Here is a 12356-nt window from a genome sequence, read left to right as displayed (position 1 = left end):
GGGCCCGAGCCAGGGGGGGCGCCTAGGGCCGCAATGCGGCCACGTCGCGTTAAACGGTCGCTTCGAGGAAGTCCTGGGCAAAACGTTGCAACACACCGCCCGCTTCGTAGATCGACACCTCTTCGGCCGTATCCAGGCGACAGGTCACCGGTACGTCAAAACGCTCTCCGTTGCGACGGGTAACCACCAGGGTCAGGGTGGCGCGCGGTGTACGGGTGCCGATCACGTCATAGGTTTCGCTGCCATCCAGGCCCAGTACCTTACGGTCTGTACCTGGCATGAATTCGAGGGGCAAGACGCCCATACCCACCAGGTTCGTGCGGTGGATGCGCTCAAACCCCTCGGCGACGATGGCCTCCACGCCTGCCAGACGAACCCCTTTGGCAGCCCAGTCGCGTGAAGAGCCCTGACCGTAATCGGCACCGGCCACGATGATCAGCGGCTGCTTACGCTGCATGTAGGTCTCGATCGCTTCCCACATGCGCATGACTCGGCCTTCGGGCTCAAGGCGTGCCAGCGAGCCCTGCCTTACACTGCCATCTTCGTTGCGCACCATCTCGTTGAACAGCTTGGGGTTGGCGAAGGTGGCGCGCTGAGCCGTGAGGTGATCTCCACGGTGGGTGGCATAGGAATTGAAGTCTTCTTCAGGCAAGCCCATTTTGGCCAGGTACTCTCCCGCTGCGCTGTCGAGCATGATGGCATTGGAGGGCGACAGGTGATCGGTGGTGATGTTGTCCGGCAGTAACGCCAGTGGGCGCATGCCACGCAAGGTGCGCTCCCCAGCCAAGGCGCCTTCCCAGTAGGGTGGGCGACGGATGTAGGTGCTCATGGGACGCCAGTCGTACAGCGGCGCGACCTTGGGCCCGTGGTCCTGCTCCACGGCGAACATGGGAATGTAGACCTTGCGGAACTGTTCGGGCTTGACCGCAGCGCGAACCATCGCATCGATTTCGTCATCGCTGGGCCAGATATCCTTGAGGCGGATTTCCCGCCCATCCGATGCCACACCCAGCACATCCTTCTCGATATCGAAACGGATCGTACCCGCGATGGCGTAGGCCACGACCAAGGGTGGGGACGCCAGAAATGCCTGTTTGGCATACGGGTGAATACGGCCATCGAAGTTTCGGTTACCAGACAGCACCGCGGTGGTGTACAGGTCCCGGTCGATGATTTCCTGCTGGATGGTCGGGTCGAGGGCGCCGGACATGCCATTGCAGGTGGTGCAAGCAAAAGCGACGATGCCGAAGCCCAACGCTTCGAGCTCCGCCTCCAGGCCCGCCTCTTCCAAGTACAGCTGTACAGCCCTGGATCCAGGAGCAAGCGATGACTTGACCCAAGGCTTGCGCGCCAGCCCCAGCCTGTTGGCATTGCGTGCCAGCAACCCGGCGGCAATCACGTTGCGCGGGTTGCTGGTGTTGGTGCAGCTGGTGATGGCTGCAATGATCACCGCCCCGTCCGGCATCTGCCCGGGTACCTGCTCCCAGGCACCCGCAATCCCCTTGACGGCCAGCTCGCTGGTGGCCACCCGGGCATGGGGGTTTGAGGGGCCCGCCATGGTGCGCACTACGCTGGAGAGATCGAAGTCCAGAGTGCGCTCGTAGACTGCGTCGGCAAAGCTGTCGGCCCATAGACCCGTGGCCTTGGCGTAGGTCTCTACCAGTGCGACCTGCTGTTCCTCGCGGCCCGTCAGACGCAGGTAGTCGATGGTCTGTTGATCGATGGCGAACATGGCCGCCGTGGCGCCATATTCTGGAGCCATGTTGGAGATGGTGGCGCGATCGCCGAGCGTCAGAGCACGGGCGCCTTCTCCATGGAATTCGAGGTAGGCGCCGACCACCTTCTGCTTGCGCAGAAATTCGGTCAGGGCCAATACCAAGTCGGTTGCCGTCAGGTTGGGCGCCAGCTTGCCGGTGAGCTGGACGCCGATGATTTCCGGCAGACGCATCCAGGAGGCGCGCCCGAGCATGACGTTCTCGGCCTCAAGCCCTCCCACGCCGATGGCAATCACGCCCAATGCGTCCACATGAGGGGTGTGGCTGTCGGTGCCGACACAGGTGTCCGGGTAGGCCACGCCGTGATCGTTGTGTACCACGGGCGACATCTTCTCCAGGTTGATCTGGTGCATGATGCCGTTGCCAGGCGGGATGACATCGACGTTCTTGAACGCTTTCTTGGTCCAGTTGATGAAATGGAAGCGGTCTTCGTTGCGGCGATCCTCGATGGCCCTGTTGCGTTCGAACGCCTGGGGATCATAGCCGCCACATTCGACGGCCAGTGAGTGATCGACGATCAGCTGTACGGGCACCACCGGGTTGACCTGGGCAGGGTCACCGCCCTTGTCGGCGATGGCATCGCGCAAGCCGGCCAGGTCGACCAGCGCGGTCTGACCCAGGATGTCATGGCAGACGACCCGGGCCGGATACCAAGGGAAATCCAGGTCGCGCTTGCGCTCTATCAGCTGGGCCAACGACGCCTGGAGCGTACCGGGGCTGCAGCGGCGCACCAGGTTCTCGGCCAGCACGCGCGAGGTATAGGGCAAGCCCTGATAGGCGCCGGGTTTGATGGCCTCGACGGCAGCGCGGGCATCGAAATAATCCAGGTCGGTGCCTGGCAAGGCTTTGCGGTAGGCAGTATTCATATCGTTATCAGGCTCGGTCACGGATGGCGTTCAAGGGTGCGCGTGCGGGCAGACATGCTGGGCCACCCCGCGAGGCCAACAAGACCTGCGCGGGGTGGGCGCCCATCAGCGCTGCTCGATCGGCACGAACTGACGCTGTTCGACGCCGGTGTATTCGGCGCTCGGACGGATGATGCGATTGTTCTCACGTTGCTCGAACACATGCGCTGCCCAGCCGGTAAGCCGCGAGCAGACGAAAATAGGGGTGAACAGCTTGGTCGGTATGCCCATGAAGTGATACGCCGAGGCATGGTAGAAGTCGGCGTTGGGGAACAAGCGCTTCTGCTCCCACATGGTCTTGTCGATGGCTTCGGACACCGGGTACAGCACCGTGTCGCCCACTTCATCGGCAAGGCGCTTGGACCAGCCTTTGATCACCTCGTTACGCGGGTCGGACTCTTTGTAGATGGCATGGCCAAACCCCATGATCTTGTCCTTGCGCTCGAGCATGTGCAGCAACTCGGTCGACGCTTGCTGCGGGCTCTGGAAGCGCTCGATCAGCTCCATGGCCGCCTCGTTGGCACCGCCGTGCAGCGGGCCGCGCAGCGAGCCGATGGCGGCGGTGACGCAGGAGTACAGGTCCGAGAGGGTCGAGGCACACACCCGGGCGGTGAACGTGGAGGCATTGAACTCGTGCTCGGCGTAGAGAATGAGCGATACGTTCATCACCTTCACATGCAGCTCGCTGGGCGGCTTGCCATGGAGCAACTGCAGGAAGTGGCCGCCCAAGGTGTCTTGGTCGCTGACGCAGTCGATGCGCACGCCGTGATGGCTGAAGCGGTACCAGTAACACATGATCGCCGGGAAGACGGCCAGGAGCCGGTCGGTCTTGTCGCGCTGGGCATCGAAGGTGAGCTCGGGCTCGAGGGTTCCGAGCACGGAGCAGCCCGTGCGCATCACGTCCATCGGGTGAGCGTCGCGCGGGATGCGCTCCAGTACTTCTTTCAACGCCTGCGGCAGGTCGCGCAGGCCTTTGAGCTTGTGCTTGTAGTCGGCAAGCTCGGCTTGGCAGGGCAGCTCGCCATACAACAACAGGTAAGCCACCTCCTCGAATTCGGCATGGGCGGCCAGGTCACGGACATCATAGCCCCGATAGGTCAGCCCAGCGCCGGCCTGACCGACCGTCGACAGGGCCGTCTGCCCGGCAACCTGACCGCGCAGGCCTGCGCCGCTGAGTACTTTTGCTTCGGCCATGGTGCTTCTCCTTTCTTGAACTTGTTATGGAATGCTGGCTGGCTAACCCTTACTTACCCCTGAACCTGGGCGCTGCAGCGCGCTCAGCTGGCAGGTCAGCCTTTTTTCTGTGCAAACAATGCATCGAGATGCTGCTCGAAAGCGTGGTACCCAATGGCCTCGTAAAGCTCCATGCGTGTCTGCATGGTATCGATGACGTTCTTCTGCGTGCCGTCGCGGCGCAGGGCCGCGTAGACGTTTTCGGCAGCCTTGTTCATGGCGCGGAACGCCGACAGTGGATACAGCACCAGCGACACATCGACCGAGCCCAGTTCTTCGGTGGTGTACAAAGGGGTGGCACCGAACTCGGTGATGTTGGCCAGGATGGGAGCCTTGACCCGGTCGGCGAAGGTCTTGTACATCGCAAGTTCGGTGATGGCTTCGGGGAAAATCATGTCCGCACCGGCCTCGACACAGGCGGCCGCCCGATCCAGCGCCGCATTGAGCCCCTCGACCGCCAACGCATCGGTACGGGCCATGATCACGAAGCTGTCATCGGTGCGGGCATCGACCGCCGCCTTGATACGATCGACCATCTCCTGCTGGGTGACGATTTCCTTGTTCGGACGGTGGCCACAACGTTTGGCGCCTACCTGATCCTCGATGTGAATGGCCGCGGCGCCAAACTTGCTCATGGCGCGCACGGTACGGGCAACGTTGAAGGCCGAGGCGCCGAAACCGGTGTCCACGTCCACCAGCAATGGCAGGTCGCACACATCGGTGATGCGCCTGACGTCGGTCAGCACGTCGTCCAGGCCACTGATGCCCAGGTCAGGCAAGCCCAGCGAGCCTGCCGCCACACCGCCGCCAGACAGGTAGATGGCCTTGAAGCCGGCACGCTTGGCCAGCAAGGCGTGGTTGGCATTGATGGCGCCAACGACTTGCAGCGGGCGCTCGGCGGCCACTGCATCGCGAAAACGCTGGCCTGGGGTGCTCTTGACGGTCATTTTTCACCTCGTGTGCTGGGGGTGTGGTCGCCTTGGTAATGGCGCTCGATGTTGCGTTTGGACGCAGCGATGTGACGGCGCATCAACAGCTCGGCCAACTCGCCGTCACCCTCGGCGATCGCGTCCAGGATGCGGTGGTGCTCGGCGAAAGCTTGGCGTGGCCGATTGGGTGTGGCCGAGAACTGGATACGGTACATGCGCACCAGTTGGTACAGCTCGCCGCAGAGCATCTTGACCAAGGTCTGGTTGCCACTGCCCTGGATGATGCGATAGTGAAAATCGTAGTCACCCTCCTGCTGGTAGTAGCCTACGCCCGCCTGAAAGGCAGCATCGCGCTCATGGGTTTCCAGCACCTGGCGCAGCTCGTCGATCTCGGCCCTGCCCATGCGCTCGGCCGCCAGGCGGCAGGCCATGCCTTCGAGCGACTCGCGGATTTCATAGAGTTCGATGAGTTCGGCGTGGCTCAGTGAAACCACACGTGCGCCCACATGGGGCACACGAACCAGCAGGCGCTGGCCCTCGAGGCGGTGAATGGCTTCACGCAGCGGGCCTCGGCTGATGCCATAGGTGCGGGCAAGCTCCGGCTCGGAAATCTTGCTCCCTGGGGCTATGTCCCCCCGCACAATGGCCGCTTGAATCCGCCTGAACACATGCTCGGACAGGGTTTCCGATTCCTCGTTGCCAGTAGCGTCACTGGGTGAAAGCACCTGCATATTGTTGACACCATGCCTAAATAATTGCCATCAATCTAGCTGAACCAAATGCACCGGTCAAAACATTATCCCTGATTGTCGACAATAACCATTCCAAGAAACTAGCTTCCGATCAGGGTGTCAGATCGCGCACCGCTGGCGTCAATACGTCGGCGTGATAGAATGCCGCGCCTTCGATGGAGTATGGATAGCCCGTCTGCCCCGCCAGCATGGTGCCGGCAGATCAACGAGGAAGCTTGTGCAGCCGTTGCCAGTCGCCTTACCCCGAACCTTGCACAATACCGCGCCAGGACTATGAAACTGACACCCTTTGCTTTGCTGATTAGCCTCCTCCTGTTGCCGGCCCTGAGCCAGGCAGCCGGCAAGACCGTGTACGGTCTGAACGAATATGCTCGCCTTGGCGACCTCGACCTCGAAGTGGCGGCCAAGCTCGACACCGGGGCCAAGACTGCCTCGCTCAGCGCCCGCGACATCAAGCGTTTCAAGCGCAATGGTGAAAGCTGGGTGCGTTTCTATCTGGCCATTGACGCTGCCCATTCCCATCCCATCGAACGCCCGCTGGCGCGCGTTAGCAAGATCAAGCGCAGGGCTGGCGACTACGACGCCGAATCGGGCAAGGCCTACACCGCGCGCCCCGTCATCGAGCTGGACATCTGCATGGGCCAGGCCACGCGCACCATCGAAGTCAACCTCACCGATCGCAGCGCTTTCCAGTTCCCATTGTTGATCGGCTCGGAGGCCTTGAAGCATTTCGACGCCCTGGTCGACCCAAGCCTTAAATATGCGGCCGGCAAACCTGCCTGTGCCACCGACGCTCCCAAAGCAGAGTAATTCCGATGCGCTCTCTTACCCTCCATCTGAAAGTCCTGATCACCGTCCTGGTGTTGCTGGGCGTAGCGGTCACGGCTTATCAGATCTTCGTACTTGGCATCCCGGTGACCGAGGATGAAACGGACGATCTGTGGAACATCGATGCCAAGATCGAATTTGTGGCCAGCACCAAGGACCCGGTAAAGGTCCAGATGTTCGTGCCGCCCCTGAATCGGGATTATGTGAGCCTCAACGAAAGCTTCATCTCAAACAACTATGGTGTGAGCGTCAACCGCGCCGATGGCAACCGCAAGGTCACCTGGTCCGCTCGGCGCGCCAGCGGCAATCAGACCCTGTACTACCGGCTGGTGCTGACCAAGCGCTACAGCACTGAGAAAGCCAAGGTCAAGGGCCCGACTTTCCGCGACAGCCTTGCAGTAGAAGGCCCTGAGAAAATCGCCGCCGAAGCTTTGATGGCACCGATTCGTCAGCATTCGGCTGATGTCGAGACGTTCGTCAGCGAAACCATCAAGCGCGTCAACAACCTCAACGACGACAACGTCAAGCTGCTGCTGGCAGGCGATACCTCGCCGATGAAGAAAGCGCAGGTCATTGACCTGCTGCTGTCCATCGCTCACGTGCCGATGGAGAAGGTGCACACGATCCGCCTGGTGGCCGACACCCCGCAAACCCCGGAACTGTGGTTGCGCAGCTTCAACGGCAATGACTGGCTGTATTTCAACCCCGAAACCGGTGAGCAAGGCCTGCCCAACGATCGGCTGCTGTGGTGGACCGGGGATGACAACCTGATCACGGTCGATGGCGGCAAGCGGGCCAACGTAACCTTCAGCATGAACAACAGCGAGATGAACGCCATCCGCCTGGCCAAGCTGACGGACGAGAACACCGACGCCGACTTCCTCGAATACTCCCTGTACGGGCTGCCACTGCAGACCCAGCAGACCTTCATGATCATGGTCATGATCCCCATCGGCGTGCTGGTGATTCTGGTGCTGCGCAACCTGATCGGCATCCAGACCCTGGGCACTTTCACACCGGTCCTGATCGCCCTGGCCTTCCGCGAAACACAGCTGGGCTTCGGGATCGTGCTGTTCACCGTCATCACCGCGCTTGGGCTATCGCTGCGCTCCTACCTCGAACACCTGAAGCTGCAGATGCTGCCCCGCCTTTCGGTGGTGCTGACATTCGTCGTGGTGTTGATCGCCGCCATCAGCCTGTTCAGCCACAAACTGGGCCTTGAGCGCGGCTTGTCGGTTGCGCTGTTCCCGATGGTGATCCTGACCATGACCATCGAACGCCTGTCGATCACCTGGGAAGAACGCGGCGGCGGTCATGCCATGAAAGTGGCCATCGGCACCTTGTTCGCCGCGTCTCTGGCTCACTTGCTGATGATGGTGCCGGAGCTGGTCTACTTCGTGTTCACCTTCCCGGCCGTACTGTTGATCCTGGTGGGCTTCATGCTGGCAATGGGTCGCTACCGCGGCTACCGCCTGACCGAGCTGGTCCGCTTCAAGGCATTCCTGAAGAAGGCGGACGCCTGATGTTCGGCCTGATCAAGACGTGGAAAGCCCTGGAGGCCCGGGGCATCATGGGTATCAATCGGCGCAATGCAGACTATGTACTCAAGTACAACAAGCGCCACCTGTACCCGATCGTCGACGACAAGATCATCACCAAAGAGCGCGCGCTGGCAGCCGGCATCCACGTGCCGGAAATGTACGGTGTCATCGAGACTGAAAAGCAGATCGAGAAGCTCGACGAGATCATCGGCGGGCGCAGCGACTTCGTGATCAAGCCAGCTCAGGGTGCCGGGGGTGATGGCATCATGGTCATCGCCGACCGTTTCGAAGACCGCTATCGGACGGTGTCCGGCAAGATCATCAGCCATGAAGAAATCGAGCACCAGATTTCCAGCATCCTCACCGGGCTGTACTCGCTCGGCGGCCATCGCGACCGCGCCCTGATCGAGTACAGGGTCACCCCGGACCAGATCTTCAAGAGCATCAGCTATGAAGGCGTGCCGGACATCCGCATCATCGTCCTGATGGGCTACCCGGTCATGGCCATGCTGCGCTTGCCCACGCGCCAGTCCGGCGGCAAGGCCAACCTGCACCAAGGCGCCATCGGCGTAGGCGTGGACCTGGCCACGGGTGTGACGCTGCGAGGTACCTGGCTGAACAACATCATCAGCAAGCACCCCGATACCACCAACGCAGTGGACGGCGTGCAGCTGCCGACTTGGGACGGGTTCATGAAGCTGGCAGCCGGCTGCTATGAGCTGTGCGGCCTGGGCTACATTGGCGTGGACATGGTGCTGGATCAGGAGAAAGGCCCACTGATCCTCGAGCTCAACGCGCGTCCAGGGCTGAACATCCAGATCGCCAACGATTGCGGCCTGACGCAACGCACCCATGCAATTGAGGCGCACCTTGAGGCACTGGCCAAAGAGGGTGTGACCGAAGACGCCGAGCAACGCGTGCGCGTGGCCCAAGGGCTATTCGGCCACAGGCCCGGCCACTGAGAAACGGGGCTGGTCACCCGCCCCGGCAAGATGAAGATGGCGAATGTCGCCCTGACGCTAGGCGCAATGCCTGCGCCGGACTACAATCGCCGTCCTCGCTTTTACATCGCCGTCCCTACTGATGCCGACCTGTACGTTGTACGCCCTGCCCTACCAGCCCGACCCGGCTGCCTACTTTTCCTGCCTGCGTGACGCGCCGGGTGCCATTTTGCTCGACAGCGCTCGCCCCGGCGCAGAGCGCGGCCGCTTCGACCTGATAAGCGCGTGGCCCGTGCAGCACCTGCAGGTGCTGGCGGACGAAACGGGGCGCGCCTTCCTGCAACGGTTGCGCGATGCGCTGGCTGCCTTGGGACCTGCACAGCTGCCAGCAGAGAGCGAGCTGCCGTTTGCCGGTGGGTTGATCGGTTACCTGAGCTACGATTTTGGTCGTCGGCTTGAACACCTGCCGACCCAAGCGGTGGACGACCTCGGCCTGCCGGATGCCCAACTGGGCGTGTACGCGTGGGCGCTGGCGACCGATCACGCGACCCGTACTAGCCAACTGGTGTTCCATCCAAGCCTGGGCAGTGAAGAGCGTGAGCGACTGGTGCACCTGTTCGAGGAATGCGAGCCTACGGCCAATGGGGCTTTCAAGCTGCTCGCGCCGATGACCGGTGACCTTGCGCCCGAGCAGTACCATGCAGCCTTCGAGCAGGTTCAACGCTACATCCAGGCAGGTGACTGCTACCAGATCAACCTGACCCAACGGTTTCGCGCTGCTTGCCAAGGCGATCCCTGGCGAGCTTATCAAGCGCTTCGCCAGGCGTGCCCAACACCGTTTTCCGGGTTCCAGCAATTGGCAGATGGCAGCGCCTTGTTGAGCTTCTCGCCTGAGCGTTTCATCCGCGTCAGCAAGGGGCATGTGGAAACCCGTCCGATCAAGGGCACCCGTGCGCGGGGCCTGGATGCTGCCGAGGACGCGCGCAATGCCGAGCAGCTACGGCAAAGCCCCAAGGACCGGTCGGAAAACCTGATGATCGTGGACTTGTTGCGCAATGACCTGGGCCGTACGTGCGAGATTGGCTCTGTCAAAGTGCCTGAGTTGTTCAGCCTGGAAACCTACCCCAATGTGCACCACCTGGTCAGCAGCGTGACGGGGACGCTGGCGGCTGACAAGGACGCACTGGACCTGATCGGCGACAGCTTCCCTGGTGGCTCGATCACCGGCGCGCCCAAGATCCGCGCGATGCAAATCATCGATGAGCTTGAACCCACTCGCAGAGCGCTCTACTGCGGATCGCTGCTGTATGTCGATGTCCGCGGCGAGATGGACAGTTCTATCGCCATCCGCAGCCTGTTGATCAAGGACGGCCAGGTCAGTTGCTGGGGCGGTGGCGCCGTGGTGGCCGACTCTGAATGGCAGGCCGAGTACGAGGAGTCGATTGCCAAGGTGCGGGTGCTGATGCAGACCTTGCAGGCGATCTAAGGCGGTTTTACCCCGTCAACCGCTGGACGCACCTCGGCGCGCCCGCAACCAGGGTAGGTTTTTTGTTACCATTGCCTCACTACGAGCGCCCAGCGCCACAGCCAAGATGGAAACCGCCTGATGAGCCAACCTTTCGACGTCGCTGCCCTGGCAGCGGCTTATGCGGACAAATCCCCACAGGACATTCTAAAGCTCGCCTTTGAGCATTTCGGCGACGACCTGTGGATCTCCTTCAGTGGTGCCGAAGATGTGGTGCTGGTGGACATGGCCTGGAAGCTGAACAAGCAGGTCAAGGTCTTCAGCCTCGACACCGGACGGTTGCATCCAGAGACCTATCGCTTCATCGAGCAGGTGCGCGAGCATTACAACTTGCCCATCGAAATCCTGAGCCCCGACCGCAGCAAGCTCGACCCTTTCGTCAAAGACAAAGGCCTGTTCAGCTTCTACCGTGACGGGCACGGCGAGTGCTGCGGCATACGCAAGATCGAGCCCCTGCGCCGCAAGCTTGCGACCGTCAGCGCCTGGGCGACGGGGCAGCGCCGTGACCAGAGCCCAGGGACGCGCAGCCAGGTGGCAGCCCTTGAGGTCGACACAGGCTTCTCCACCCCGGAGCGCACGCTCTACAAGTTCAACCCCCTCGCGCAGATGACCAGCGAAGAAGTATGGGGCTACATCCGCATGCTTGAGCTGCCCTACAACAGCCTGCATGAGCGCGGTTTCATCAGCATCGGCTGCGAGCCCTGCACGCGCCCTGTGCTACCCAATCAGCACGAGCGCGAAGGCCGCTGGTGGTGGGAGGAATCGACCCAGAAGGAATGCGGCTTGCACGCCGGCAATCTGATTACCAAGGCTTGAAACGCGGGCGGCATCAGTAAAAAGGGCCGCTTGACGGCCCTGGCATCCAAGCATCAGTGCACCGGTAGCTCGACACCTTCGAACAGGGCCTCAAGCTCCTGCTTGTTGTGACACTGAATGGCCTTGGCCATCACTTCACGGGTCAGGTGCGGCGCAAACTTCTCGATGAAGTCGCACATGAACCCACGCAGGAAAGTGCCACGCCGGAAGCCGATCTTGGTAATACTGGCCTCGAACAGTTCGCTGGCGTCCAGGGCCACCAGATCACCGTCCAGCTTGGCGTCGACCGCCATGCCCGCAACGATACCCACGCCCAGACCGAGACGGACATACGTCTTGATCACGTCCGCGTCCGCCGCCGTGAACACCACCTTGGGCGTCAAGCCACGGTTGCTGAAGGCTTCATCCAGCTTGGAGCGCCCGGTAAAGCCGAACACATAGGTAACGATGGGGTACTCGGCCACCGCTTCAAGGGTCAGCTTGGGCAGCTTCGCCAATGGGTGGCCCTGTGGAACTACCACGCAACGGTTCCACTTGTAGCACGGCATCATGATCAGGTCGCCGAACAGCTCGAGCGCTTCTGTGGCGATGGCGAAATCCACCGTACCGTCGGCGGCCATCTCGGCGATCTGCATCGGGGAGCCCTGATGCATGTGCAGGGACACTTCCGGGTACTGCTTGATGAAGCCACTGATCACCGGAGGCAAGGCGTAGCGAGCCTGGGTATGAGTAGTGGCGATGGAGAGCGTGCCCTTCTTCTCGTTGGAGAACTCCTGGGCGATCTGCTTGATACTTTCGACCTTGCGCAGGATCTCGCCAGCGGTGTTGATGATGCGCTCTCCAGCCGGGGTGACACGCGTCAGATGCTTGCCGCTGCGAGCAAATACCTCGACGCCCAGTTCGTCTTCGAGCAGGCGAATCTGCTTGCTGATCCCCGGCTGCGAGGTATACAGGCTTTGCGCTGTCGCGGAGACGTTGAGGTCATGGTGCGCTACTTCCCAGATGTAGCGCAGTTGTTGAAGCTTCATAGGTTTCCCTCAGTTCAGCATGGGTCAGCGGCAGCGGGCAGCGACGATATATAACTATATTAGTGGTAATCGCAATAAATCTA

At 61.5% G+C, this 12356-nt stretch carries 10 protein-coding genes; 5 read left to right on the top strand and 5 right to left on the bottom strand.

All coding sequences use genetic code 11. The annotated features are described in order from the left end of the window. Positions 1-49 precede the first annotated feature (49 nt). The 4 genes from acnD to NMB38_RS08085 all read right to left on the bottom strand — a co-directional run bounded on the left by acnD (position 50) and on the right by NMB38_RS08085 (position 5573). Complete coding sequence (gene acnD, locus NMB38_RS08100; protein WP_027914612.1) at positions 50-2641, bottom strand: Fe/S-dependent 2-methylisocitrate dehydratase AcnD; 2592 nt, start codon at positions 2639-2641, stop codon at positions 50-52. Between the two features lie 105 nt (positions 2642-2746). Next, positions 2747-3874, bottom strand: a complete 1128-nt coding sequence (gene prpC / locus NMB38_RS08095; RefSeq protein WP_027914611.1) for a bifunctional 2-methylcitrate synthase/citrate synthase — start codon at positions 3872-3874, stop codon at positions 2747-2749. Positions 3875-3969: 95 nt separating this feature from the next. Continuing rightward, positions 3970-4860 (bottom strand): methylisocitrate lyase, encoded by an 891-nt coding sequence (gene prpB / locus NMB38_RS08090; RefSeq protein WP_028686938.1) that lies wholly within the window; start codon positions 4858-4860, stop codon positions 3970-3972. After that, the gene (locus NMB38_RS08085; protein ID WP_028686937.1) at positions 4857-5573 is read right to left on the bottom strand and encodes a GntR family transcriptional regulator; all 717 of its coding nucleotides are present in this window, start codon (positions 5571-5573) and stop codon (positions 4857-4859) included. Before NMB38_RS08085 ends, prpB begins: the two co-directional genes overlap by 4 nt. 294 nt (positions 5574-5867) lie before the next feature. On the opposite strand from NMB38_RS08085, the gene rloA reads away from it, so the two are divergent. The 5 genes from rloA (at position 5868) to NMB38_RS08060 (ending at position 11245) form a co-directional block, all read left to right on the top strand. Then, entirely contained in the window at positions 5868-6404 is a 537-nt protein-coding gene (gene rloA / locus NMB38_RS08080; RefSeq protein ID WP_027914608.1) for a retropepsin-like aspartic peptidase RloA, read from the top strand. Positions 6405-6409: 5 nt separating this feature from the next. Next, positions 6410-7945 (top strand): osmotic stress tolerance membrane protein RloB, encoded by a 1536-nt coding sequence (gene rloB, locus NMB38_RS08075; protein WP_027914607.1) that lies wholly within the window; start codon positions 6410-6412, stop codon positions 7943-7945. Further along, on the top strand, positions 7945-8925 hold the full coding sequence (locus NMB38_RS08070) for an alpha-L-glutamate ligase-like protein (protein WP_023536214.1): 981 nt from the start codon (positions 7945-7947) through the stop codon (positions 8923-8925). The genes rloB and NMB38_RS08070 overlap by 1 nt, the downstream gene beginning before the upstream one ends. 121 nt (positions 8926-9046) lie before the next feature. After that, entirely contained in the window at positions 9047-10390 is a 1344-nt protein-coding gene (pabB, locus tag NMB38_RS08065; protein ID WP_088522998.1) for an aminodeoxychorismate synthase component I, read from the top strand. 120 nt (positions 10391-10510) lie between these two features. Further along, the gene (locus NMB38_RS08060) at positions 10511-11245 is read left to right on the top strand and encodes a phosphoadenylyl-sulfate reductase (RefSeq protein ID WP_027914605.1); all 735 of its coding nucleotides are present in this window, start codon (positions 10511-10513) and stop codon (positions 11243-11245) included. 53 nt (positions 11246-11298) lie between these two features. On the opposite strand, the gene cysB is transcribed toward NMB38_RS08060, so the two are convergent. Further along, on the bottom strand, positions 11299-12273 hold the full coding sequence (gene cysB, locus NMB38_RS08055; RefSeq protein WP_023536044.1) for an HTH-type transcriptional regulator CysB: 975 nt from the start codon (positions 12271-12273) through the stop codon (positions 11299-11301). Between the last annotated feature and the right edge of the window lie 83 nt (positions 12274-12356).

It is taken from the genome of Pseudomonas sp. FBCC-B35 (genome assembly GCF_059133755.1).
Note: the sequence above shows the minus strand (reverse complement) of the source record. Positions and strands in the feature narration are given on the sequence as shown.